The following is a 25,872-nucleotide window of genomic DNA, read 5'->3' as shown; positions in this document are numbered from 1 at the left end:
TGTGCTTAGTCGCGCAGCTCCTCCTTTTTATTTATTGTTTTCTGACGTTTGAAATCAAGTCGGCTTTCTGAAAGGAACAGGCCGGCGATGGTCAGTCCAATGCCCAAAACGGCCGGAAGAGTAACGTGCTCATGCAGAATAATGACAGAGGTAACAACCGTAATAACCGGGACCATGTAGATATACACACTGGTTTTGACTGGACCCAGCAGCTTGACAGCCAGATTCCAGGTGACGAAGCAGAGTGCCGATGCGCCAAAGCCCAGAAATAAAATGTTTGCCAGATTTTTAAACTCAGTAAAAACGGAAAGATCCAGATGAAAACCAAAAATAAACAGGGCCGGGATCATAAAAAGCAGGCCATAAAAGAAGATTCTTCGGGTAGTCAGGATGGTTCCGTAGCCAAAAGTGCTGATTTTTTTGGTGAAGGTTGAGTAACCGGCCCAGACGACAGCGGCGGCGATGGCAAGCAGATCACCTGCAGGGTTGAGCTGTACTGTATTGTCACCGCGGAAGCTGATGAGGCAAATGCCCGTGATCGCCACGACAAATCCGATGAAAAACCGTGGACCGGGCCGCTCTCCATGAAGGAAAAAATAATCAAACAATGCAGTGAAAAAGGGAGCAATGGCAATGATCACTCCGACATTTGCCGCCAGAGTAAAAGTGAGGGCAAAGTTTTCCAAAAGAAAGTAGAGCGTAACGCCGAGAAGACCAGCGGCTATAAAATAAAGCTCCTGCTTGCAGTTATCCAGCTTAAGGTTTTTGGGAGCGACCAGCCATAAAACGAGATAACCGAGAAAAAAGCGGTAAAACAGAATCTCAACGGGGGTGAGCAGCCGCAGAAGCACTTTTGTGGCAATAAAAGTAGTTCCCCAGATGATAATGGTAAAAAAGGCAGCGATATGGCCAATGGATGCGCTTTTAGTGTTCATTTGGGGGAGCCTCCTTATTTGAATGCTTGTCTATTTGAAAGATTTTCTGGTACTGTCTGGGCGTCAGTCCAATAAAATCCTTAAAAAAACGGGAAAAGTGGCTCTGGTCCGAAAAGCCTGTCATGGCAGCAGTATCGATGGCTGGTATGCCCTGTTCCAGCAGTTTTTTAGCCCGCTCAATACGAATTGACTGGAGATAACGGTATGGAGAGACACCGACCTGTTTTGTGAACAGCAGTAAAAAATAAGACTTGCTGAGCCCGGCAAGAGCCGTTAAATCGTCCAGAGAGATGTTGTCTGAAAAATGATCTTCCATATAGGTGCAGACAGCTTTGATTTTATTATCTGGCTCAGCAGTATTGCTCTGTTCAAAGGGGGAGCTGTATTCACGAAAAATCTGTTCCAGAAGCAGAAAGAAAGCTTCTTCCTTTTCAAACCGTGATGAAAGTTCAACGATACCTGTATAGAGATCATTCAAAGCCGATGTAATATCACTTTGATAGACGACGTTCTGGGTAAAAAATGGCGTGTAAGGCTGACCAGTAACTTCACGAGCGGCGCGCTGCATAATATCAGATGGAATATTGACCGCTCGGTAGTCCAGAATTTCTCCGTTTCTTGGAGAGCAACGGTGGCTGTCTCTTGGATTAAAGAGCACCAGATCCCCGGCGCTCAGGTCATACTCCTGGTCTTTGCACCACAGATGCCGCCGCCCGCCTTCCACAAAACCGATGACGTAATAATCATGAAAATGGTTGGGAAACGGCTGCACAATTCCGGTCAGATGGTATGCTTCGATTTTTAGTTCTGTATCATAATAAACATGCCTTTGTTCTTGTTCAAATGTCATGTAAATACCTCTCTTTCTGGCTTTATTTTAGCAGAAGTACCGGCTGGTGTCTTGTATGATCTTCCAGATGAAAAATAAAATTTTAAGGAAAAGAATTGAACCGCTCTTTATAATATTCACAGCCATAGGAAATGGATTGCATACAAAGTGGAATGGTGATACAATAAGAATAATTTATATTTACACAAAACGTTTAAATTGAAAACTCGCGACAACCGATCAATCCATCAAATCTATGATAATAAAATTTAAGGCTTTAGATACCTTGATATAAAAGGTTGGAACTGAAGTGAAAGAGACGGAAATAAATGGAAGATCGAAAAAATGTTGTCCTGTATACAGTAATCTGGCTTTTGGGTGCTGTGATTTTGCTCTTTTTTCTGTTTCAAAATGCTGGTGATTCAAGAATCATTAATTATACCGGGATTGTAAGAGGCGCAACGCAGAAGCTGGTTAAAAATGAAATCAGTGGTGACCCAAATGATCCGTTAATCAACCGACTGGACGGTATTCTCTATGATTTACAGACCGGAAAGGGTGATTACCAGTTGAATGAATGCTGGGACAGCGATTATCAAAATAAGCTTCTTGAAATTCAGGAAGTATGGAAGGATATTAAGCTTGAAATTGAAGCGGTTCGAAATGGGGCTGATGAGGCCAGTCTTTACCTCCTTAGCGAACAGCACTTTAAGCTCTCTGACCAGGCTGTTTCTTTGGCTGAGCAGTATTCAGATAAAAAACTCTATCAGACCTTTATGATTTTGGTCGTGTACATTCTGGCGTCAAGTACCTGGGTTATTTTCAGAGAACGCAAGAGATACAAGGATTTCAAACAGGTTTACTACCATGATGCTTTGACGGGAATTCCCAATTATCTGGCCTTTATTCAGGGGACAGAAACGATTCTAAACCACCGTGATCGTTTTGATTATCTTATTATCAATATGGATATTGACGATTTTAAATACATCAATGATCTCTATGGATATCAGATGGGAGACAGTATTCTTAAAATTATTGGAGTTGGTCTGTCTGTAATGTTTGCGGGTGATGAGCTGTGTGCACGAGTTTCAGCCAATAATTTTATGATTCTGGCCAGAAAGCGGGAAAATATTGACGAAGAAGTTCGTGATTATCTTAATCGGCTGATTTATGAAAAAATGAAATTTTTGGAAAAGCTTTCTTACTCCTTTGGTATCTATAAGGTAGAGGAGGGAGAAGGATCAGTTGAGGCAATGATTGATAAAGCAACCTTTGCTCATAAGACCGCTAAAAACGGAAAAAGTGCTACCACTGTATGGTATGACATTACGCTGCTTGAACAGCTCACACGAGAGACAAAATTGACAAAAGCCATGGACAAGGCTCTGGAAATGGAAGAGTTCAAGGTTTATCTGCAGCCTAAGGTGGATATTTCCAGCGGCAGTGTCATCGGCGCGGAGGCGCTGGTAAGGTGGATATCAAAGGAGCAGGGGTTTTTGCCGCCAGATGCGTTTATTTCGCTTTTCGAGAGTAATGGTTTTATAACAAAGCTTGATTTTTATATGCTGGAAAAAGTTTGTATTCTTCTGCGTCAGACGTTAGATGATCCAGAAAAAATAGCGCTTCCGATTTCAGTAAACTTTTCAAGAGTTACTGTACGTCAGATGGATTTTGTGCGCCAGTTTCAGCGGATCGTTGAATCCTACAATATTCCACCCTGTTATATTGAAGCGGAGGTAACAGAAAGCGCCTTTGGGACAAATTCTGAAAGGGTCGTTAAAACAATGGAGACACTCCAGAAAAATGGCTATTTAATCGTTATGGATGATTTTGGAGCAGGCTATTCGTCTTTGAACTTACTAATGTCTCTGCCCATTGATGTTTTAAAGCTGGATAAAGAGTTTTTGCTGGAAGGAACGAGTGTAAAAAGAGCGCAGATTATTATAAAAAATATCGTCGAGATGGCAGGATTGTTGGGAATTCAGGTGGTCTGTGAGGGCGTGGAGACAGAGGAGCATCTTCAGTTTTTAAAGAAAATCGGTTGTGAGATTGGACAAGGCTACTATTTTTCAAGACCTCTGCCGGTTAGTGTGTTTTGGGATAAATACCATGTTTTTTAGAGATGAATAAAATGTTTGAATACCGCTGATCGGGGTATATAAGTAATGCAATATCATACCAAACCCTTATCTTTGATAATCTCGGACAACAAAAAAGACCGCCGGTGCCTTTCCGCACTGGCGGTCTTTTTTGCAGTTAAAGTAAATTATTTTTCCGTAACGTAAAGGCTTATGTTATAATCGTGAAGGATTAATAAAAACTAACGGGTCTGCTGATTTATGGTACATGGCCCCAAAGGGAGGATAAAATGGATAAAAACCAACTGGTTAAACAGTCTGTTCCAAAACTATTCTTTCACTATCTGCTTCCAGCGATCAGTGGGACGATGGTAACCTCTATTTATATTTTGGCAGATACAATCATTATTGGAAAAGGCATTGGCACAGAAGCGATGGCTGCCTTAAATATTGTTCTGCCTGTCTTTAACCTTGTTTTTGGGACTGGATTGCTGTTTGGTGTAGGCGGCTCTGTGCTGATGTCCATCAGCAGGGGGCGGGGAGAAGAAAAAAGGGGACAGCAGTACTTTACCACTGCCTTTATCCTTAATCTGCTGGCTGGGCTTATTTATATAACGGTTTTCTTTGCTTTTGGAGAAGAAATCATGCTTTTCTTGGGCGGGACCTCTGTTACCATGCCGTACATCATGGGGTATGCTCCTTATATTGCCGGTGGCGCGCTGATCTTTAGCTTTTCATCGTTTTTACAGGCCTTTGTCCGAAATGATGGTGCGCCCAGGCGTGCAATGGCGGCTGTTATCGCGGGCGGTGTGTTTAATATTATCTTTGATATACTGCTGGTTTTTCCCTTTCAGATGGGAATGTCCGGCGCTGCACTGGCCAGCGTTATGGGATCTGTATTAACAGATTGTATCCTGATTTCGCATTTCTTTTCCAGGCAAAACGGGCTGCGGTTTTGTTTTGGAGGGCTGAGATTATCTTTTTTCAAAGCTGTTTTTGCCAATGGCTTTACCAGCTTTCTGATTGAAATTTCAGCTGGTATTGTTATTTTCGCGTTTAACCATCAGCTTTTACGCTATGTGGGAGAGATTGGCGTCAGTGCTTATGGTGTTATTACAAATACGGCCTTTGTGGTCACCGCTTTAAGTAATGGTGTCAGCCAGGCAGCTCAGCCAATTTTGTCAACCAATTATGGCGCTGGAAAGTTTGACCGTATCTACGAAGTGCGGGCTCTGGGGGTGAGGACAGCTCTAGCCGTTTGTGCTTTGCCGGCGCTTCTTGGGCTTTTGATGCCGGATCTGTTTACCTATATTTTTTTAAACCCCTCACCGGAAGTACTGGCGCTGTCTGCAACGGCCATACGCATTTATTTTATTGGTTTTTTTGTTACAGGAACCAACATGTTCATTATCAATTATTTTCAGGCAGTTGTACGGCCGAGGATTTCTTTAGGCCTGTGTCTGTTTAGAGGCTGTGTTTTCAATTTGTTTTTAGTCACTGTGCTGCCGCTTTTATGGGGTGTGACAGGCATCTGGATGGCAGTACCCTTAACAGAGTTTATCTCGCTTGGAATAGGTGTACTCTTGATAAAAAGAATTTCCATTGAACAGTAAAAAAGATTGAAAAAGAAAAGGCCTGAGCAGAAAGCCAGGCCTTTAAATTAGAATAAGCCGATTTTTACATCGACATCATATTCTTTTTTTAGTTCATCGACACGATCAAGGAAAGCGCGGTTTTGTTTTTGCCCAAGAAGATACTGGCGGGCGCTCTCCTTTACTACATCGTAAGGAATAGTTTCAGAGGTTTTGCTGTCGGTCACCTTAATGATGTGCCAGCCAAAGTCTGTTTTTACAGGTTCATCGCTCATTTCGCCAACCTTCATAGCAAAGGCGGCATTTTCAAATTGTGGTACCATCTTTCCTTTTGAGAAATAACTCAAATCGCCGCCCTGTTCTCTTGACGGGCAGACAGAGTAAGCTTTTGCGGCTTCTTCAAAGGTTTTGCCTCCATCCTTGATTTCCTTAATAATATCAATGGCCTGCTGTTCAGATGGCAGTAAAATATGGCTGGCGCGGATGCTGTCCGGTGCGATGAACTGTTTGGGGTTTTCATCATAAAACTTTTTAACCTCTTCATCGCTGACTTCTACATTTTTCATGAATTTGGCAATCATATGCGATTTCAGCAGCTTTTCTTTTGCATCCTCAACCAGAGCGAGATACTCTTCAGATTCGTCCTCGTGATCTTTCTTCCCTTCCAGATAGAAAAGTTCCTGAGCAACAAGCTCCTCGAGTAATTTTCTGCGCCCTTCCTTTGTACGGAACTGGCCCTGCTGCTCCTGAGGTAATTGTTGTATTAAAGCTTCCAGGTCGGTATTGTAAATTTCTTTACCTTCGACCACTGCTACGACTTGTTTTTCCATTTAGAAAATCTCCTTCTATTAATAGTCATTAAATTAAATATTATAGTTTATATTTCTCTTTGTCAAGGGGCGGTTTGGTATACAATGATTTTTTCAGGTTTTACAAAGCTTTTCAAATCCCGCTCTATTTGCCTGATCAGAGCATTGCTATCTGCATAGCTGACGTCGCAGGTGCTTTCGGTTAAAGACCAGGCAAAAACCGGACAGGTCGGATCTTTTTTATAAAAGGTCTTAAACTGCTTACCGCTGATTCGAAAACCGCCGATGTTAATATCCAGCAGCTGGTTTAAATCAAACTGTTTTCCCAGGCTGTCGATAAAGTCGCGGTATATCCTCGCACTGTTGTTGATAGGCATTACGGGCTCAATGGAGAATCGAACTGTCGCATGGGCTCTAAGCGCCTGAGATACTGCCGCCATCCGCGTTGCAAGGGAAGGGGTATGACGTTCGTAAAGATGGATTACCGGATCGGGGAGCAGCGACCAGGCAAAAATGACATTTTGAGGCGGGTCTGAGATGGGAAAACGCCCGGCTTTTGTTTTCACCTCGATCGTCAGGTTAGCATGTCTTTTAGCTAATGCGAGCCATGGGCCCAGAAAGTGGGTAAGCGGATCAAGCGCCATCAAATCACTGTCATAGGAAATGGCCAGATAAAGGGGCTCACAGCTGGATAATAAATCCTGTTCTACAGAGGTGATGAAATCCTCATTATTGACAAAAATAACTATGTGCCCGGAGGGGTAGATGCTTTTTAAGTAACAATAGCTGCAATCATAAAGGCAGTTCATGATAATACCAGTATAGTAAAAGCGTGCATGTCCAAAGTTTTCACAGTAGGGAGAACCATCATAATAAAAATCCTGCTTTTTTCGGGCTAAAATAAGATTTGGGGAACGCTTCTGTGCAATGAAATCCTGATGGTGCCGGTTGAAAATTTGTGAGTAGTCATCAATATAAATAAGACTGTCGTAATTGATTTTTTGTAAAATAGCCTGTGTGTTTGGATGATGGGCTGCCCCCTTCTCAATGTAAATGTGTGAAAAGGGCTTAGCACCAGAGGTTTTTAAGTAATGCATTAAAAGCGAAGCTCCTTTCTTTTTTGATGGTAATTTTAAGCTCAGTATAAGGGAGAAGAGTATTAGAAAGGCAGGCTGAATCTCTGAGCTTTTTCGAAACGCATGCTTTTGTAAAAGTAATTTTTTGTGTCTGAGTCAGGCGAAGCGCGGACTTTGTTTTTTCCATCAGCAGAGATTCCTCTGGGGTAAAAAAGGGCTCCTCATCTTTTTCAAACATAGCCTTCCAGCGGGAAAAGGTTTTTTGCCATTCAGGGTTGTCATTAATCCTCAGCAGAACAATACGATGGGGCGGAAGCTTTCTAAAAGCTGTTTCCAGCGCAGCGGTAACATCAGTGCTCAGAGCATCATCGACAGAGAGATATAAAGACCCCTCGTCAAAGGGATGACGATAGAGAATATCCGGGAAATAGCAATGTGTTTTCCCATTTTTTCTTATCGAAACTTGATTGACGAGGGTCCAGTTTTTAATATTTTGATCATTAACGAGCAAGTAAAAATATTTCATGTCGGCCTCCTTTGAGGTTATTTTACCTCAAAGAAGGCCGTTTGTCATCAGCGATTGCTTTCAATCATATGCTTAACCACCAAAACAGGATGATGAAAAAGCATCCGGGGGCCTGAAAAACGCATTACCTCCTGCACGCGTTTTCGCATTTCCGGTTTGTAGCAGTGGACCGGACAATGGCTGCAGAATGATTTTGAATCCTGAAAAGGACATCGCTCCAGGCGGCCCAGAGCATAATCCAGAAGTGCCTGGCAATCGGGACACAGGTTTTTTTGGCGGTGCTTTTTTAAGCAGTAGAGGCGGATCATTTTTTCAATAATATGCTGTTCAGATTTTACACATGCCATTAGGAGAGCCTCCCGTTTTCTATGGAATAATCCAGGTCGGTGATACCCATGGTGGAACGCCGGTGAGAAACCAACACAACGGTATGGTTAGCTGCATGCTCCCGGATGGATTTCAAAATAATCCCTTCATTCAGGCTGTCCAGATTACTGGTAGGCTCATCGAGAAGAATAAAGGGTGCCTGGTGTAAAAAGGCCCTGGCCAGCCCAATACGTTGTCGTTCGCCGCCCGACAGGGATTCGCCAAGTTCGCCTACGGGAGTATCGTACCCTTTAGGAAGCCGAGTGATAAAATCATGGATAGCGGCTTTTTTTGCGGCTTCGGCCACCTCTTCGTCACTGGCGTTTAAACGGGCAACACGGATATTTGCTCCGATAGTATCATTAAAAAGGTAGGTGCTTTGAGTGACATAGCTTTCATTTTCACGGAGACTGCGGGTATTAACAGAGCGGATATCATAACTGGAAAGCTCAAGGCTGCCGGACTGGCGGTCCCAAAAGCGCATGAGCAGTTTAAGAAAAGTAGACTTTCCAGACCCACTTTTTCCATGAATGCCAATAACCTTTGAGGCGGGGAGTTCCATGGTAATATTGTCGAGGATTATTTCGTCGTCATAGGCGAAAGAGAGGTTTTTACATGAGGCTCTGTCAAAGGTAATGTCCACACCCTTCTCCACTTCACTAACAACTGGACTTTCGTCTAGAATATCCAGCACACGCTCTCCGGCGGCAAAGGTTTGAAGCAAATTGTTTGAAAGGCTGCTGAGCGCTGCGGTTGGACCAAAGGAGCTGAATAAGGCAACGGTTGGAATTAAAATACCTTCAAAGCCGACAATCCCCTGACGCATTAGTATAATAGAGGAAAAAAGCATCGCGAGATCAAAAAACAGGATAACTGTATTTGTAACAGCAGCCGATAAACCTTCCTGATTTTTCAAGGCTTTTTGATGAATATCAAGAGCATCGGACTGGCGTGTGATCTCTTTTAGCCTTGAGGGGCCGCAATGGTATTGGATACATTCCTTTAAACCGCGCAGGCTGTCCAGAAAATAGGTGTTGAGCTCGCCAAAAAGTCTCCGATAGCTTCTTCCTTTATCTGCCCCCAGCCGTGAGGCGGCTACGGGAATGAGAAGCCCTACACAAAGATAGGCGACGGCGGCAATAAGGCCGAGCAGCAGATGAAACTGCCCAATGAAGATTACCATGATTAAAGAGGTGATAATAGCGATGGCAATGGGGGCGATGGTGTGCGCATAAAATACTTCCAGAAGCTCGATATCGCCAGTAATGACAGCAATCAGATTGCCTTTATCCCTGCCTTCCAGTTTTGCAGGAGCAAGCTTGCGAAGGGCTTTAAAAACTTTGTCACGGATAATAGCAAGAAGCTTAAACGCGATATAGTGGCCGCTGGCCTGTTCAATATAATGAAGCACGCCGCGCAAAAGCCCCAGGATAAGGATGACCATAAAAAGCAGCTTTAAATCTATTTTCTGGATATCCAGAATGGAAAGAATACCATAGCTGCCCAGGATGGTAATAAAAATTGCACATAGATAGCCCGCAACACCCATAAGGATCGTGAGCAGCATGATGTGGATCAGCGGCTTAACCAGCCCGATAAGCCGCATCATGATTGAGATGGGATTTCTGCGCATAGACAGGAGTCTCCTTTCCATAATTTTCAAGAGATGTCTGGGTAAAATACAGATCTGCATAGTAGCTGCTGTTTTCCAAAAGCTCTGTATGCGTTCCGAATTCGATGATACGCCCTTTATACAAAACATAAATTTGATCGGTGGAACGCACATTGGCCAGTCGATGGGAGATCAGCACAACCGTTTTGGTATGTGACAGATCCTCGATGACGTCCATGATCTGTTCTTCGCTCTCCACATCTATGTTAGAAGTTGCTTCATCGAAAATGTAGATTTCAGAGTCGTGAAGAAGTGCCCGTGCGAGGGAAAGACGCTGGCACTGGCCTCCGGAAAGGTTTGAACCATTCTCCAGTATCTGTGTATCAAGCCCTTGCTGTTCTATAAGAAAATCATAGAGACAAACCCGTTTGAGTACAGAGTACAGCGCTTCGTCACTGGCATTTGGCTGGGCCATTAAAAGATTGTCACGAACAGTTCCCTTGAAAATCATACTGTTGTGACTTACGAGGGTGATATTTTCCATAATGCTGGCTTCAGACAGGGATTTTAAATTTTGCTTTCCAATACTGATATCGCCGCGGTAACTGCGATGGGCACCCATAATAAGCGAAGCGATGGTACTTTTTCCACTGCCAGATTCTCCGACGATGGATACAAATTTTCCCTTTGGAATGCTTAGGGAGACGTCTTCCAGAACAGGGCGCTCGACATCATAAGAAAACTCAATGTGATTTAAATGAATATCCGCGTCCTCTGGATCAATATTACCCGCGGCGTGGACAGGCTCATCAAGGTCAAGCAGACGAAAAATTTTATCCGATGCGGCCATTCCATTCATTGCGATGTGAAAAAAAGAGCCCAGCAGACGCAATGGGATAAAGAATTCCGCTGAAAGCATAATCAGTGCAAAGGTACCGCCAAAGGAAATATTTCCTTTCATAAATTCTGTGACCGCCAGAATAATCCCAACGGCAGCGCCCCCGTAGGCGATAATATCCATGACAGTTACAGAGTTTAATTGCATGGTGAGGACCTTCATGGTTATTTTTCGGAATTTTTCGGACTGAGCATTCATTTCTTCATTTTTATAATGATCCGCCTCATAAATTTTAAGGGTCGTCAACCCCTGAAGATTTTCAAGGAAGCTGTCTCCTAGTTCTGTATAGGTACTCCAATATTTTGATAGAAGCCTTTTGGCGATTTTTTGTACAGCTACAATTGAAACAGGGATAAGCGGCACACAGATCAAAAGGATCAGTGCGGTTTTTAAATTAACAAACGAGAGAACTGCAAACAGGGTTAACGGTGCGAGAAGACTATAAAAAAGCTGCGGAAGATATTTGCCAAAATAAATATCCAGTTGTTCAACACCCTCCACAGAAACCTGAACTACTTCGGCTGTAGAAATTTTTTCATTGTAGCTTATGCCCAGGCGAAGAAGTTTTTCATATATTTTTTCACGCAATGTTTTTTTTACACCGGAGGAAGCTGCGTAAGACATTTTTGAAGCCATAAGAGTAGCGGCAGACCGTACAATCAAAGACACACAGATGATTACCAGATAGCCGGATATTTTAATGCTTTCAATACCGTCTGTTAAAATATTCTGCAAAAGCCAGGCGATGGTGAAAACAATCGCCATGTTTGCTAAAAGACAGATCCAGTTAAAGAACACATTTAAAAAAATATAGCGGTTAGCCTTACCCATCATATGTGTCAGGCGTTTGTCAATCATTCTGTACCTCCTGAATGGTTTTAATCCTACAGATGAAGTAGTAGTATTTAAAAATCATTACCGCAATGATGAGGATACGCGCATAAATGACATCGACCAGACAGAAGGCCAGGATCAGCATAGCGGATGCAAAGGACAGAAGCGAAATCTTAGTTTTCAGTGTCATGGCTCGTTCCTTAACGAAGCTGTCCAGATGTTTTTGATAAATTTTGGTACTCAAAAACCAGTCATTAAACCGCTTGCTGCCCCGCGCGAAGCAATAGCTTGCGACAAGAAGGAAAGGGGTGGTTGGGAGCACCGGCAAGATAACACCGATGGCTCCAAGCCCGAAGAATAAAAAACCAATAATAAGATAAAGTGTTTTCATAAAACTCCTTTCAGATAATCGATCATACAGGTGGTTTTAAGCAGGGCCGCATACTGGCCGCGCTGATAAACATTGTAGAAAAATTGTGTAAAAAGGCAGAGGTAGCAGGAGGAATAAATCCAATGAGCCCGCCTGCCAGCAGCAGGCTGTTAAATCCAATGATGACATGGAAATTTTTTTGGATGCGTTCCATTAAAGACAGGCTGAGGTGCCGCAAAGTAACAAGCGCTCTGAGGTCTGTGCTGAGCAACGTAATATCAGCAACCTCACGGGCAATATCAGAGGAATCTTTCATGGAAACAGAGACATTTGCAGCGGCTAAAGCCGGTGAATCATTAATGCCGTCACCCACCATGATAACCTGGTGGCCATCTTCCTTCAGACGCTCGATGACTGATGCCTTGTCTTCTGGTAAAATTTGCGCCTGGTATTCCGTAATGCCAAGCTGGGCTGAGACGTCTCTCGCGGCTTCATCACTGTCGCCAGTGAGCATGATAATTTTCTTTATGCCAGATTCGCGGAGTGCTTGTATGGTTTCAGCAGCTTCTGGACGGAGAGGGTCATCAATACAGATCATTCCGGCCAATGCGTCACCCAAAGCTAAGAAAATCGCCGATTTGCCATGACCTTTTTCTTCGATGATGGATTTTTGTTCTGGCGTTACGGGAATCCCTTCATCCTCTACAATGAAATGGTAGCTGCCAATAAGCGCCTTTTTGCCGTGAAGCTTTGAACGAATCCCATGTGCAACGACATATTCTACTTCGGCATGTTCTTCACGATGCTTTAGATTTTCCTGTTCTGCTTTGTGAACAATGGCGTGAGCAACACTGTGAGGGAAATGCTCTTCAAGACAGGCCGAGGTTTTCAGAACCTCTGTCCTATTATACGGTGGAAACGAAATAACCTCATTGACACTTGGAGAGGCAACGGTGAGCGTTCCGGTTTTATCAAAAACAATGGTATCTGCCAGAGCATAAGATTCGAGAAATTTCCCACCCTTTACCACGATTTTATGGTTTGCAGCTTCACGCATAGCTGAGATGACGGAGATCGGTGTTGCAAGTTTGATGGCGCAGGAGTAGTCAACCAGCAGGACAGAGGCCGCTTTTGTCGCGTTTCTGGTGAGTAAAAACGCCAGACCAGATGCCAGAAAGCTAAAGGGAACAATGGAGTCCGCTAAATTTTCGGCATGGCTCTGTACATCTGCTTTCAGGTTTTCAGATTGGTCAATAAGCTCGATGATTTTGTTCATACGAGTCCCGTTTCCAATAGCACGTACCTTTATAACAATGCTGCCGTCTTCAACGACGGTTCCTGCATAGACTGAATCCTCCGCTTTTTTTAAAACGGACTGAGATTCGCCCGTCATACAGGCTTCGTTAATGTAGGCTTCACCCTCACAGATAGTACCATCTACTGGGATTGTGCCGCTGGTACGGACAATAATAGTATCATCCTCTTCAAGCTGGCTGATGGGTGTGCTTATAAAGTTGCCATAACTATCCTGTTTCCATACGGTGTCAACATTGACAGACAAGCTTCCTGCCAGGGCAAGCTTTGTTTTTTTTCTTGTGTAGTCTTCCAGTAAATCTGAAAGCGACAGGAGAAACATAATGGAGCTTGCGGTTCCATAATCTCCCTGTGCTAAAGAAACGCCAATGGAGGATGCATCTAAAACATCGACATTAATACGGAAATTAAGCAAGCTCTTTATTCCGCGCACAACATAGGGGACAGCGCGGAATAAAGTGATTACATGACGGACAGGAGAGGGAAGAAGCCCCCGGAAAAGTAATCGGCGGACAATTCTAAACGCAAGCGCATATTGAAAGCCTGCGTCAACTTCAGAAGTGGTGTCTCTCTCGGCTGGCGGTATGACGGGAAGTTCTGCAGGCACTAAAGTATCAATGAAGTCTAAAAGTAAAGAACGGGAGTCATCGATATAAAAAATTAAAAGGCTTCCGTTGATACTGGAAGCCTTTGCGTCGGTAACTATGGTTTGTGCCATCAAAACAGAAGTTATACTGTAGCCTTCATCAAGAGAAAAAGCATTACGCCCGCAACGCAGACGAATGCGTCCAGGCATATCGTGAACGATGGTGTATTTCATAGTCTGACTACTCCTTATTCTCCAGCAGATTCAGCTTTTTTTGACTCGAGTTTTGCTTCATAACAGAGATCAACAGCATCTTCCTTGATATTTTCATACATCACTTTAGCATCATCCTGCAATTTCATACCAGAGGCTAAAGCACTTACAAAGAATTTATGGGCGCATTTACTCTTTAAAGCTTTTACACCAAGAGTGGCCGCCGCAATACCGCCAATAAAAAAAGTCAACTTATCATTTTCTAAAACATTCTTCATAATTATACTCCTTATAAATTAGTCCACTCGATATTTGTTTTACTATCTATACATGATTAGAAAAAACTAACAAAAACATAAAATAAAATTACTCTACAATAATACTTTCGGCGTCAGCTTTTCTAAGTGATAGCTCATAACCTCGTACTGTTACTTCTATCGGGTCGCCTAAAGGAGCAACCTTTCGGACAAATATATCGACACCTTTGGTAATTCCCATATCCATAATACGACGTTTGATTGGCCCTTTGTTTTCAATTTTTACAACTTTTACTGTTTGACCACATGGAGTGGCTTTTAAAGTTTTCATATTCATATCTCCTTATTCGTTGATCATTATTCGATTTGCCATTGATTTATCAATTGCAACTCGTGTATCTTTAACATTGATGATCATGTTGCCGCCTAGTTGAGAAACGACAGTGACATTATCACCAATAACAAATCCCAAACTATTTAAAAAACGTTTTGTTTCATCTTTACCATTAATTTTCATTATTCTTACTGGTTCTCCCATACGGGCCATACTTAACGGCATCATTCATACCTCCTAATTCAGTTAGATGCTCATAAAAATGTTAGCCGCATCTGATATCTTGTTTAAAGTTTAACCTTTTGTGATAATATTGTCAAGAAGAATTTAGCGATTGATTCAATTTCGAGAGAAAAAATAGCGTAATATTAACTAATTTATAATCATTCCTATTTAATGAAAAGGTATTGACAGAATAAAAAACGCGTGCTAAGATGTTTTCAGTTAGTTAGCTAGCACTAACAATAATTCCAAAGTTAACGCTGGAATCATTGAACATATAAAAGGGGAAATAAGACAGATGCTGAATGATTTTGATAAATTACTGGGTTTTCATTGTGCCCCAACCCTGATGGGAATAAAAGAAGCGAATCTCATCTGCTGCGCAAAGAAGCAGTTTGCAGATATTTCAGATTTGTTATCTGAGTATAATGCCTTTTTGAATCATAAAGGTTTATACCTTGAACCGTTATGGGAAACAGAACGTCGCGTATTGGTTCTGGTTTATCAAAAAAAGAAGCTTACAGAGAGTCTTAAAGAACCAAAAGTAATAAACTTTTTAGAAAAATATGGTTATCAAGAAAATATGACTTTTAATGAACTGCTGGATAACCTTAAAAAAAATGTAAGTGCAACAGGAGATTTTCCACACGAAATTGGTGTTTTTCTGGGATATCCCATAGAAGATGTTGAAGGGTTTATCCTCAATAAGGGAAAAAACTGCCAGGTGTGTGGTTGTTGGAAGGTATATTCGGACGTTGAAAATAAATTGAAATTATTTGAAAAATATACAAAATGCCGAGATGTAGTTTGCAGCTATATTAATCGGGGAGCCTCAATCAGACAATTAATGCAAGCTGGTTGATAAAATCATTAAAGGAGAATAAAAATGGATAAAATTGCAGTTATTTATTGGAGCGGCACAGGAAATACAGAATTAATGGCCAATCGTATTGCGGACGGTATTGAAAAAGGTGGGAAAAGTTCAGAGACTTTTTTTGTAACGGATTTTAGCAAAGACAAAATCGCGGATTATGATCATATTGTTTTCGGATGTCCGTCGATGGGGGCAGAAGTGCTTGAAGAAGGCGATTTTGATCCGTTCTTTACGGATATTGAAGCCAACTTAAAAGATAAAAAAGTGGCTTTGTTTGGCTCTTACGGCTGGGGCGACGGTGAATGGATGAGAGACTGGGAGGATCGTGTTCGTGAAGCTGGGGCAGTGCTTTATGACGAAGGGCTGATTATTCAGGAAACACCAGATAGTGATGGTGAGGAAGAGTGCGTTGACTTTGGAAAAGGATTTGCGCAGTTTTAGTTTTACAGGCCGGCAGAGATCCGGCCTTTTTGTTATTCATCTTAGAAAGGACAAAATATGAGAGCGGCAATCAATAAACAGGAATTACTTGAAAAATGCAGATTATTGCTTTTGGAAATGCTCGGAACTGAAAGAGGAGGTAAAGCCTACAGGTCTTTTGAGCTTAGCTACGATGCTTTGCTGACAAAAGAATCGTCTGAAGAGACAAAGGGCGAGCTGCCGCAGATGCGGGAGATTGTGCTGCGCACAATAGCGTTATATCAGGCATTGCTTAAGATAAAAATTTCATGGCAGCAAACCGAGGAAATATTAAAAGCGCTTATGAAAGGGTATGCTGTTTTAATGTCTAGAGAGCTGGAGAGGCTGTCGTCAACGCCGTTCTTTTTTGCGAACTATCGAAAAAAGGTAGCGGAAGGTTATAGCGATTATTTTTCTGAAAAAGAATGGGATATTGAATTGATTGAAAATACACGCAGCAAGTTGTGCTTTGATATTAAAGCCTGTCTATTTTTTGATGTTTTAAAAGCAAATGATTGCGTCATTTTAGCTCCTTTATTTTGTGAATTTGAAAAAACTGCTTTTGAAGGTATGGAAGATAAAGTTGGATTTAGTCGTCCTTATTATAAAGGGCAGGGAGATGATTATTGCGAGCTGAGCTTTTATAAAGTCTAAATAAAAAAAGCCTGTCAGTAAAGCCTGCAGGCTGTTTAATGAACAATGAATGATAGCATTCATCAATTCAAGAGAGGTTAATTGGATGTGTTGGGAAAGGAGCCTGCCTGCCCTTGGCAGGCTCCAAAAGAAGGAGTATCATTTCCCGAAACACTTTTGAAGAAATTAATAAGTTAGTTTCAGCAGCTTTTGAAAGTGGATTAAACAATTCATTGGTATTTGAACGAAGTTGATTGTTAAAAGGATTTGTCTTAATAGGAATACTTCTCACATGTTACGGTGAGTGATTATCGCTGTGCTTCGATAATCTTCATCTGATTGGCTGCATTAATCAGAGAGTGTGTTGTTGTTCAGTTTAGCTGCTTAAGTTAAGCATAACTAACTTATGACTTAAGTATACAACAAAGAAAAAGAACTGTCAAGTATAAAATATAAAAAATTATTTTTATTTTATTACAAAATGAAACTCTTTCGTTATTGATGTAACTTTGTTTATGTAATTTTCTTTTGCAATACCAAGGCTTAGATGGTAGTGATTGAATTATATATCAAAATATAAATAAAACGATTATTGAAAAAGAAAATATAAAAAAACAGCGAAAAAGACGATATTTTTACTGAGAATATTGGTTGTTATCATGAGAATCAAATGGTACAATTACTGTATTGGAAAATAAAATTCTCCATTAGTACTTAAAGAAAGCAGGGTGAAGTATGGCCGAAAAATTAACAACTAAAGGGAAAAAGACCCGAGAAAATATAATGAATACTGCAAAAAAGCTGTTTTATGAACGCGGTTATACCAATACAGGAATCCAGGATATTGCAGAAGAAGCAGGTGTAAAGCTTGGTACGATGACCTATTATTTCAAAAAAAAGACAGATTTAGTAGGTGAGATTTACAATACATATTTCATGGGGCTTTACAACTCTATCAGTGAGACTTTGGGACAGGAGGCAACACTGTTTACAAAATACTGTTTTACGCTGATTTGTTTTTTTGATGATATCCTTAAAGACTCAAAAAATGCTCGGTTTTATTATGAAATATTGGAAAAAGATGCCAGCCGTAAAGAGCGTTTGTATTTAATTAAGACATTCAATCGATCATGTCTTGATTTTTTCAATAAATCATATGAGAAAGATGATCTGGACGCATATGCCATTACGAATTATGGCGCGCAAAAGGAAATATATATGGATTATTACGACAGAGAGTTGCCTTTTGATGCACACAAGGTTGTGGAGTATCTGGTACGCAACACGTTTCGTATTTTAGCCATTGACAAAGAAACGCTGGATAATACTATTGAGCAGGCCTTTCGTTTTTCTGAAAGCGGACAACTGTCAGAAATTCGCTTTCTGATCTAACCTCGGCGTTAGATGCTTTGGAGTGATATGAGCTTGCGGAAGCGGTTTGCAGTATTTATATAGGAAATATTTTTTTGAGGAGATGAAATGATCGAGGCAGTCATTTTTGATATGGATGGAGTCATTATTGATTCTGAACCAGACTATAAACAAATTGAGTTGGATATGTACGCCGAAATGGGCTTGGAGATGTCTGAAGAAGACGCAGTGAAAAGCATGGGCAGAGTGACAGTTGACTGGTGGCGGGAGCTGAAAGAACGATTTGGTTTTGAACAGAGCGCTGAGGAACTGGCAGAATATGAAAATAATCTATATCTGGACTTTTTATTCAGCGATGAAAATCAGAAAACCATGATGGAGGGTGTAGATGTTTTTCTGAAGACCTTAAGGGATAAAGGGTACCGCATCGCAATCGCCTCTTCCTCAACCGTTCCTGCGATTAATCGTGTGTTGGAATTGTTTGATTTAGAGGACGCTTTTGATGTAAGGGTTTCAGGAGATCACGTCGCTGTGGGTAAGCCGGCTCCGGATATTTTTTTGCGCGCTGCAGAATTATTGAATGTAGCGCCTGAAAAATGTATGGTCATTGAAGATTCTGGCAGCGGGATTCTGGCAGCCAAGCGGGCCGGTATGCAGTGTACAGCGTATCTCAGCGCTCCGGAAGGTCAGGTTGATGTCCATCTGGCGGATTATCGAATAGCACATTTTGACCGCTTTTTTGAAACCGTAACGATTATGGATTAACTTAATTAAAACTTTAGGCAAGGTAGCCCTGTCTTGACACTTGGTTAGGATAGGGCTATAATTATGCTTGTAAAGTTAGGTTAATGCTAACTAATTAATTATGGTAAAAGGTGGACAAAATGACATGTAAAAGACATGAGCTCTATCAGGCATACATGAAGCTTTTAGAACTAGGAAGCCAGTGTAGCGAGACCATCAGCCATGAATGCCAGGCCAAAGCACTGACTCGTAAACAGGTTTATTATTTACGGATCATTGATGAAAACAACAATATGACCTTTAGCAAGCTGGCTGATTTTACATCAAATTCTAAGCCAACCATAACGGAAGTGATCAATAAGTTTATTTCCTGGGATTGTGTTTACAAAGAGAAATCAGATAAAGATAAAAGGGTGTGCTACATCCACCTGACACCCAAAGGAAAACGCATTGCTCGGGCAGAGGAACTGACCCAACTTCGGCTGATCGAACGCATTGAAGCTTGTCTGGATGAGTCAGAAATTAATACACTCATAACCCTGTTGAATAAACTGAATTGACGTTATGGATTTAAATAAAATTGAGGAGGACATTTATGAATTTAGAAATGAAGCATACAGCGATCATTCCAATTACTGAGACGGTTATCTATCCTGGTGTGGCAAGCCGTATTTTTGTAAATGAAGTGATTGGCCAAAATATAAAAAAACTGATCGTTCGCAACGACACCTTGGCTGTCGGCGTAACGACAAAAGATTATCATGCATACGACCTCCTGACGGGTGAATCTTTTTACTCTGTTGGAGTGCTTTTGAACTTTGATAATATTCAGCGTGCAGACAACGGATATATTATTGATATTAATACATTAGGAAGGGTGCGCGTCAGCAATATTGCCAACGATGGTGAAGGACTTGTAGGCGATTATTATGAACTCGAGGATATTCATGATTTGGATGAAACCGAGCAGGCAGAAATGATTGACTATATCAAAGGTATCATGGGAGATATTGGACGTAACTTTAAGGGAGCAGATTATTTTGTCAAGCTGCTTGAAGGGTTCCATTCGATTGAAGAGGTAATCGGCTATACTGTTCCCATGATGGGGATTCCAATTTCCAGCAAGCAGGAGCTTTTGGAGATTGATTCAGAAAAAGAACGGGCGCTTAAATTTATTGATTATGTGATCCGCGAGAAGGATTCGGTTCATCTGCAGCTTGAAATCAGCAAGAAGTATTCCAAGCAGAAGGATAAAGCTTACAGAGAAGCCATGCTCAGAGAGCAGCTGAAAAATATTCGCGCTGAGCTGGGCGAGATGGATACTGAAGAGGAAGAGGAAGCAGATTACAGAAAGCGCATCGAAGAATCCGATATGCCGGAAAAAGTCCGCAAGGTAGCGATGAAAGAGCTTAAAAAGCTGGAGGCTGCGGCCCAGGGAAGTGCGGAGGTTAACGTCATTCAGAATTATCTCGATTTATTGCTTGAGCTGCCTTGGCACAGTGAAATTAAGGAAATTGATATTGGTAAGGCCAGAAATGTGCTTGACTCGCACCATTATGGTATCGATGATGTGAAAAAACGTATCATTGAGCATTTAGCTGTTATGAAGCTGAAAGAAGATAAACAGGGCTCCATTCTGCTGTTAGCCGGACCTCCGGGAACAGGTAAAACAAGCCTTGGAAAGAGTATAGCTGAAGCGCTGGATCGTGAGTACGTACGTGTCAGCCTTGGCGGCGTCAGAGATGAATCTGAAATCCGTGGCCATCGCCGCACATATGTTGGCGCCTTACCTGGACGCATTATCAAGGGAATCAATGACGCGGGAACCATGAATCCGGTTTTCATCCTTGATGAAATTGATAAGCTGGGTATTTCAAACCAGGGTGACCCGTCTGCGGCACTTTTGGAAGTTTTAGATCCAGAACAAAATAATACATTTGCGGATCATTATCTGGAGGTACCATATGATTTGTCCGATGTTTTCTTCATTGCGACTGCCAACGATCTGAGCACCATTCCAGCACCGCTTTTAGACAGAGCTGAAATCATTGAACTTTCCAGCTACACAAACCGTGAGAAACTGCATATTGCCAAGGATCATCTGATTCCGAAGGTATTGGACGACCATGGTCTTAGTGCAAGTCAGCTGACCATCAGCGACGAAGCACTGCTTCAGATCATTGAAGACTATACCGCAGAAGCGGGTGTCCGAGGACTGACCAAGCAATTGGCAAAAATTGCCCGTGTGGCAACGGAACGTATCGTTTCCGGAAAATGTGAAGAGCTGGCAGTTACAAAAGACAATCTAAGAGAAATTCTTGGCAATAAAACACGTCGCCATGAAAAAGCGGGTGAAAACAATAAACCTGGCGTGGTAACCGGTATGGCGTGGACTGCTGTTGGCGGAGAAATCCTCTTTACAGAGGCCACTATTATGCCAGGAAACGGAAAACTGACTTTAACCGGCCAGTTGGGCGATGTCATGAAAGAAAGTGCTACCATTGCCATGAGTTTGATTCGTTCCCGTCTCGGCGGTGAAAGCAATGGGTTTAACTATTTCTCCTACGATACACATATCCACGTGCCTTCCGGTGCAACACCCAAGGATGGCCCAAGCGCGGGTGTAACCTTAACCACTGCTCTGGCATCCTTAGTTCTTGGAAAACCGGTAGACAGCAAACTGTCTATGACCGGTGAGATTACCCTGAGCGGCCAGGTACTGCCAGTTGGAGGAATTAAAGAAAAGGTTATCGCAGCTCACCGCAGCGGCATTGAAAAAGTGCTGCTTCCCAGAGAGAATCAAAAAGATGTTGAGGATATTCCAGAAGAAGTGCGAAATGAACTGACTTTTGTTTTCGTCGATACGATTGAGGATGTCCTTAAAGAGGCTCTTGGCGTTGATTTGCCGGAATGCGACCTGAAATTTGATGTTTTATTAAACAAACCGGAAGATAAGGACCACACCCCTTCAATGATTTTATAAAGATTAAAAAGACCAATACTCAGGCCTTGGTCTTTTTTAATGATAAAAATTTACATGATGTCGACGGGATTTTTTCTTCTAAAAAGTGAATTGAAAGGATAAAATACTAATATTCTATCTGGAAGCTTTATGTACATGGATAAATACCAGAAGGGTAATATGGAAGTTTTTGAATTAAATACAAAGGTCATCAGTGGCGTTGACTGCCTTGAATATTTTAATCAGTACAAGAATCAGGGAATCTTCATTGTCTGCGATAAGTTTCTGGCAGAAAACCAGTCTGTAACCCGAATTTTAAAAGAAATAGACGATTCAAATAAAGTTGTACTGTTCACAGATGTGGTGCCAGACCCACCACTTGAAGAAGTTGCAGCCGGTATGAAGCGGCTCATGGCAAGCAGCTGTGATGTGATCGTCGCCTTCGGCGGCGGATCAGCCATCGATGCCGCTAAAGCGATCCTTTTCTTTACAGCCAAGCAAACGGGGAAGGTTTTTGAGTTTATTGCGATTCCAACCACAAGCGGTACCGGGTCAGACGCAACCGCCGCAACGGTTATCACTGATTTACAGGCAAAGGTCAAGCACCTTTTTGCAGATCCAATGATGTTGCCGGCTGTGGCACTTTTAAATCCGGATTTTACAAGAAGCGTCCCCAAGCCGATCGTGGCCAATACTGGTATTGACGTATTAACACATGCTCTGGAAGCTTATGTAGCCCAGGGAAGAGATAATTTTTCAGATTGTTTCGCTGAAAAGTCTGTTCAGATTATTACACAGTCGCTTTTGATCACATATAACGATCCAGACAATACTTACCACCGTGAACAGATGCAGGTAGCGTCAACCATGGCAGGTATGGCCTTTAATAAAGCGGGACTGGGCATTAATCATGGCATTGCACATAACCTGGGCGGTATGTTTCATATTCCGCATGGACTGGCCAATGCGATTTTACTGCCGCATGTGGTTACTTTTAACAGCCGCGATGAGGGATGTCTGAATCGTTACGCACAGCTCGCTAAGGTTACGGGTATCGCGCCTTTTACAGACACGGCCAGAGTTGCTGTGGATAAGCTGATCGCGTACATCCGGGATATTATGGAAAAAACGGAAATGCCTACTTCTCTGATTGCATGGGGAATGGATAGAAATGAGTTTGAAGCTGGAAAACGTCAGCTTGCAGAGAATGCTCTGGTAGATACCTGCACTCAGACAACACCTCTCATGCCAACCGCTGATGAAGTACTGGAAATTCTTAATAATATATCTCAATAAGTTTAAAACAGCGAAAGCAGACTTTGCAGTTCTGTCTTCGCTGTTTTTTGTGTAAAAACAACGCTGAAAAGAGTGGAAATGTAATCCTTGCCAGAATATTGGAGCTATGATATACTAAAAAAGATGAAATACCCTAACAGACAAGGTTTAGTAGCCTGATTTGAAAGGAAGATGAAATCAAAAAACGCATGTTGTGCATGGGTTTCTTTTAGGTTGCATACTTCCTGCCCCGGCTGGAAGTTTTTTGATTTTTATGGGTATACATTCGAAATAACGTTTAAAGGAGTTTTGAAATGAAGAAAAAAAGATGGCTTACGTTTGTCGGATGCCTTTTGGCAGTAGTTTTAATGAGTGCTGGCTGCTCAACGAAGCAGGTAGAGGAAGAACCAAAACCAGAGCCACAGACAGTTAAAATTGCTGCGTTGTCTGGCCCAACAGGAATGGGCATGGCCGAAATGATCGCCGAAGGTGTTGAACTGGGAGAGCAGGTAGAGCCTGAATGGACAATCGCCACAGCCCCCGACCAAGTGACAGCGGGAATCATCAATGGTGATTATCAGATTGCGGCAGTGCCAACCAATCTGGCGGCCACCCTGTATAATAAAACAGAGGGTAAAGTTATTTTGGGTGCTGTGAACACATTGGGAACTTTATCAATAGTAGCGGATAAAAGTGAGAATATCAATTCCATGGCGGATCTCAGAGGAAAGACGGTTTACGCTACCGGGCAGGGTTCTACACCGGAATATGTCTTAAACTATCTGTTAGATAAAAATGGCCTGACACCAGGGACTGACGTAACCATTGAATGGTTTGGGGAACACAGTGAAGCGGCCGCGAAGCTTGCGTCTGGAGAAGGCTCCATTGCCATGCTGCCGCAGCCTTTTGCCACAGCGACTCTTGCTAAGAATGAAAACTTGAAGTTGGCTGTCGACATGACGGATGCCTGGGAGAAAGCTACAGACGGAACAAAGCTGGAGATGGGCTGTGTAGTAGTAAACAAGGAATGGGCTGAAAAGAACCCAACGATTGTCAAAAAGTTCATGGAGGCATATAAAACCTCGGTTGAAACGGTCAATGTTGCTGATGAGCGCGCTGCCAATGATGTTGTGGAAGCAAAAATTATGGATAATCAGCAGATGGCTCAGAAAGCTATTCCAAATTGCAGTATTGTTTTTATTACACCGTCTGACGCCAAAGGAGACCTGCAGAAATACTTTGATGTTCTGGTTTCTTTTGAACCAAAATCGGTAGGAGGAAAGGTACCGGGTGAAGATTTCTACGGACTCACATATTAAAAAAATGCCGCCAGGAGTTTTAAAACTTCTGGCAATCCTTTTTTGGATTGGTATTTGGGAGCTTGGAGCCAGTATGGTGGGAAACAGCCTCGTTCTTCCATCGCCGTGGACAACCTTGACCGGTGTGGCTGGAGTCGTTGGTGAAGCCGGATTTTTTGAAGATCTTGGAATGACCTTAATCCGGGTTTTTGGCGGGATTGCTGTCTCTGTGGCGCTTGGGGCAGTGGTCGGAATGCTCAGCGGTCTTAACCGTGTTCTTTATGAATTGATGCTGCCGTTTGTCACAGTTGTGAGGACGCTGCCGGTAGTGTCGGTCAGTATTTTGATTAACCTTTGGATCAAGTCAGGCTGGGTACCGCTGATGGTCACCTTTCTTGTCTGTTTTCCTATTACCTGGACGAATGTGGTGGAGGGCATCCAAAATACCAGCAGAAACCTTCTGGAGATGGCGGCGCTGTACCATGTGCCCTTTAAGCGTGTATTAAAAGATATCTATCTGCCCACATTAAAGCCTTACTTCGCTTCTGCTTTAATGAATGTTATCGGAATGGGGTGGCGATCAACCGTAACCTCTGAGGTCTTAGCCAATGCCCTCCCGTCTGTGGGAATGAATTTATACTACGCTAAAGTATATCTGGAAACAGAGACACTGTTCTCATGGACGCTGATTGTCGTAATATGCAGTTTTACCCTTGAAAAACTGACTGTTTGGTTTTTGAGAAAAATAAAGGCCGGTGACGATTATGGATATTAAAATAGAAAACTTGACAAAGGCTTATGGAAATGAAGTGATTTATTGTGATTTCAGTATAAAATTTCCAGAAAATAAGATCACCGGAATTATGGGGCCGTCGGGCAGCGGAAAAACCACGCTGCTGAACCTTCTGGCTGGCGTCACAGCTCCAGACAGCGGCATTATTGAAGGTGTAGAGGATGGGAAGGTTTCTTATATTTTTCAGGAGGACCGCCTTTTACCCTGGCGGACGGTTAAACAAAATCTGTGCTTTGTACTGGATAAAGAGCAGGAATCGACCGTGGCACCCATTCTTGAAATGGTGGGCTTGGCAGAGTATGCAGATTATTATCCAAAAGCTCTGAGCGGCGGAATGCGCCAGCGTGTTTCCATAGCCAGGGCTTTTTGTTATCCTTCGAGCCTGTTGTTGATGGATGAGCCCTTCAGCAGTCTGGACTATGAGCTTAAGGACCGTATGGCTGAAGATTTCAAACGCCTTTGGCGGCAAGATCCCAAAACAGTTATCTATGTAAGCCATAACCGGAATGAGCTTACAAAGATCTGCGATGCGATATATTTATTAAAAGAAAAACCTGTTAAGGTTGAGAAAATTACATAATATTAAAGGAAAAAGTGTTATAATCAAAA

General features: G+C 42.3%; 26 protein-coding genes. 13 read left to right on the top strand and 13 right to left on the bottom strand.

Features of this window, described 5'->3' with window-relative positions:
- Positions 1–5: 5 nt before the first annotated feature.
- Entirely contained in the window at positions 6–935 is a 930-nt protein-coding gene (locus tag B2M23_RS20345; RefSeq protein WP_038351257.1) for a DMT family transporter, read from the bottom strand.
- Positions 925–1,785, bottom strand: a complete 861-nt coding sequence (locus B2M23_RS20340; RefSeq protein WP_038351258.1) for a helix-turn-helix domain-containing protein — start codon at positions 1,783–1,785, stop codon at positions 925–927. Before B2M23_RS20340 ends, B2M23_RS20345 begins: the two co-directional genes overlap by 11 nt.
- Positions 1,786–2,093: 308 nt before the next feature.
- Between B2M23_RS20340 and B2M23_RS20335 the strand changes: the two genes are divergently transcribed.
- Positions 2,094–3,887: a putative bifunctional diguanylate cyclase/phosphodiesterase gene (locus B2M23_RS20335; protein WP_038351259.1), complete on the top strand. Its 1,794-nt coding sequence runs from the start codon at positions 2,094–2,096 to the stop codon at positions 3,885–3,887.
- Between the two features lie 248 nt (positions 3,888–4,135).
- Positions 4,136–5,458 (top strand): MATE family efflux transporter, encoded by a 1,323-nt coding sequence (locus tag B2M23_RS20330; RefSeq protein WP_038351260.1) that lies wholly within the window; start codon positions 4,136–4,138, stop codon positions 5,456–5,458.
- 47 nt (positions 5,459–5,505) lie between these two features.
- Here B2M23_RS20330 and B2M23_RS20325 read toward each other — a convergent pair whose 3' ends face one another.
- The 11 genes from B2M23_RS20325 to B2M23_RS20275 all read right to left on the bottom strand — a co-directional run bounded on the left by B2M23_RS20325 (position 5,506) and on the right by B2M23_RS20275 (position 14,857).
- Positions 5,506–6,267 (bottom strand): peptidylprolyl isomerase, encoded by a 762-nt coding sequence (locus tag B2M23_RS20325; RefSeq protein ID WP_038351261.1) that lies wholly within the window; start codon positions 6,265–6,267, stop codon positions 5,506–5,508.
- A gap of 62 nt (positions 6,268–6,329) precedes the next feature.
- Positions 6,330–7,343, bottom strand: a complete 1,014-nt coding sequence (locus tag B2M23_RS20320) for a spore photoproduct lyase family protein (protein WP_013381065.1) — start codon at positions 7,341–7,343, stop codon at positions 6,330–6,332.
- Complete coding sequence (locus B2M23_RS20315) at positions 7,315–7,848, bottom strand: hypothetical protein (protein WP_013381064.1); 534 nt, start codon at positions 7,846–7,848, stop codon at positions 7,315–7,317. The genes B2M23_RS20320 and B2M23_RS20315 overlap by 29 nt, the downstream gene beginning before the upstream one ends.
- Before the next feature lie 47 nt (positions 7,849–7,895).
- Entirely contained in the window at positions 7,896–8,195 is a 300-nt protein-coding gene (locus B2M23_RS20310; RefSeq protein ID WP_013381063.1) for a nitrous oxide-stimulated promoter family protein, read from the bottom strand.
- Positions 8,195–9,847: an amino acid ABC transporter ATP-binding/permease protein gene (locus tag B2M23_RS20305; protein ID WP_013381062.1), complete on the bottom strand. Its 1,653-nt coding sequence runs from the start codon at positions 9,845–9,847 to the stop codon at positions 8,195–8,197. Before B2M23_RS20305 ends, B2M23_RS20310 begins: the two co-directional genes overlap by 1 nt.
- On the bottom strand, positions 9,798–11,582 hold the full coding sequence (locus tag B2M23_RS20300; RefSeq protein WP_013381061.1) for an ABC transporter ATP-binding protein/permease: 1,785 nt from the start codon (positions 11,580–11,582) through the stop codon (positions 9,798–9,800). Before B2M23_RS20300 ends, B2M23_RS20305 begins: the two co-directional genes overlap by 50 nt.
- Positions 11,575–11,949, bottom strand: a complete 375-nt coding sequence (locus tag B2M23_RS20295) for a YbaN family protein (protein ID WP_013381060.1) — start codon at positions 11,947–11,949, stop codon at positions 11,575–11,577. Before B2M23_RS20295 ends, B2M23_RS20300 begins: the two co-directional genes overlap by 8 nt.
- Before the next feature lie 22 nt (positions 11,950–11,971).
- Complete coding sequence (locus tag B2M23_RS20290; RefSeq protein WP_013381059.1) at positions 11,972–14,062, bottom strand: heavy metal translocating P-type ATPase; 2,091 nt, start codon at positions 14,060–14,062, stop codon at positions 11,972–11,974.
- Positions 14,063–14,076: 14 nt separating this feature from the next.
- Positions 14,077–14,319, bottom strand: coding sequence for a DUF6110 family protein (locus tag B2M23_RS20285; RefSeq protein WP_013381058.1), 243 nt, complete (start codon positions 14,317–14,319; stop codon positions 14,077–14,079).
- Between the two features lie 88 nt (positions 14,320–14,407).
- Positions 14,408–14,629 carry a FeoA family protein gene (locus B2M23_RS20280; RefSeq protein ID WP_013381057.1) on the bottom strand — a complete coding sequence of 74 codons (222 nt, stop codon included), beginning with the start codon at positions 14,627–14,629 and terminating at the stop codon, positions 14,408–14,410.
- 12 nt (positions 14,630–14,641) lie between these two features.
- Complete coding sequence (locus tag B2M23_RS20275) at positions 14,642–14,857, bottom strand: FeoA family protein (protein ID WP_038351731.1); 216 nt, start codon at positions 14,855–14,857, stop codon at positions 14,642–14,644.
- A gap of 295 nt (positions 14,858–15,152) precedes the next feature.
- Here B2M23_RS20275 and B2M23_RS20270 point away from each other — a divergent pair, with 295 nt between their 5' ends.
- The 11 genes from B2M23_RS20270 (at position 15,153) to B2M23_RS20220 (ending at position 25,843) form a co-directional block, all read left to right on the top strand.
- A complete protein-coding gene (locus B2M23_RS20270) occupies positions 15,153–15,716 on the top strand; it encodes a DUF3793 family protein (protein WP_013381055.1) in 564 nt (187 codons plus the stop codon).
- Between the two features lie 24 nt (positions 15,717–15,740).
- A complete protein-coding gene (locus B2M23_RS20265) occupies positions 15,741–16,169 on the top strand; it encodes a flavodoxin (protein WP_013381054.1) in 429 nt (142 codons plus the stop codon).
- A 57-nt stretch (positions 16,170–16,226) separates the two neighbouring features.
- Positions 16,227–16,841 (top strand): L-2-amino-thiazoline-4-carboxylic acid hydrolase, encoded by a 615-nt coding sequence (locus B2M23_RS20260; RefSeq protein WP_013381053.1) that lies wholly within the window; start codon positions 16,227–16,229, stop codon positions 16,839–16,841.
- 714 nt (positions 16,842–17,555) lie between these two features.
- On the top strand, positions 17,556–18,212 hold the full coding sequence (locus B2M23_RS20255; protein ID WP_013381051.1) for a TetR/AcrR family transcriptional regulator: 657 nt from the start codon (positions 17,556–17,558) through the stop codon (positions 18,210–18,212).
- Between the two features lie 87 nt (positions 18,213–18,299).
- Positions 18,300–18,956, top strand: coding sequence for an HAD family hydrolase (locus B2M23_RS20250; protein ID WP_013381050.1), 657 nt, complete (start codon positions 18,300–18,302; stop codon positions 18,954–18,956).
- Positions 18,957–19,075: 119 nt separating this feature from the next.
- Positions 19,076–19,495, top strand: coding sequence for a MarR family winged helix-turn-helix transcriptional regulator (locus tag B2M23_RS20245; protein WP_013381049.1), 420 nt, complete (start codon positions 19,076–19,078; stop codon positions 19,493–19,495).
- A 35-nt stretch (positions 19,496–19,530) separates the two neighbouring features.
- The gene (gene lon, locus B2M23_RS20240) at positions 19,531–21,918 is read left to right on the top strand and encodes an endopeptidase La (RefSeq protein WP_013381048.1); all 2,388 of its coding nucleotides are present in this window, start codon (positions 19,531–19,533) and stop codon (positions 21,916–21,918) included.
- A 159-nt stretch (positions 21,919–22,077) separates the two neighbouring features.
- A complete protein-coding gene (locus tag B2M23_RS20235) occupies positions 22,078–23,193 on the top strand; it encodes a 1-propanol dehydrogenase PduQ (protein WP_038351732.1) in 1,116 nt (371 codons plus the stop codon).
- Positions 23,194–23,486: 293 nt separating this feature from the next.
- Positions 23,487–24,491, top strand: a complete 1,005-nt coding sequence (locus B2M23_RS20230; RefSeq protein ID WP_038351262.1) for an ABC transporter substrate-binding protein — start codon at positions 23,487–23,489, stop codon at positions 24,489–24,491.
- Entirely contained in the window at positions 24,463–25,245 is a 783-nt protein-coding gene (locus tag B2M23_RS20225; RefSeq protein ID WP_013381045.1) for an ABC transporter permease, read from the top strand. The genes B2M23_RS20230 and B2M23_RS20225 overlap by 29 nt, the downstream gene beginning before the upstream one ends.
- On the top strand, positions 25,235–25,843 hold the full coding sequence (locus B2M23_RS20220) for an ABC transporter ATP-binding protein (RefSeq protein WP_038351263.1): 609 nt from the start codon (positions 25,235–25,237) through the stop codon (positions 25,841–25,843). Before B2M23_RS20225 ends, B2M23_RS20220 begins: the two co-directional genes overlap by 11 nt.
- Positions 25,844–25,872: the final 29 nt, after the last annotated feature.

The organism is Eubacterium limosum, from assembly GCF_000807675.2.
Classification (GTDB): domain Bacteria; phylum Bacillota; class Clostridia; order Eubacteriales; family Eubacteriaceae; genus Eubacterium; species Eubacterium limosum.
This window is presented reverse-complemented; position numbering and strand designations above follow the sequence as displayed.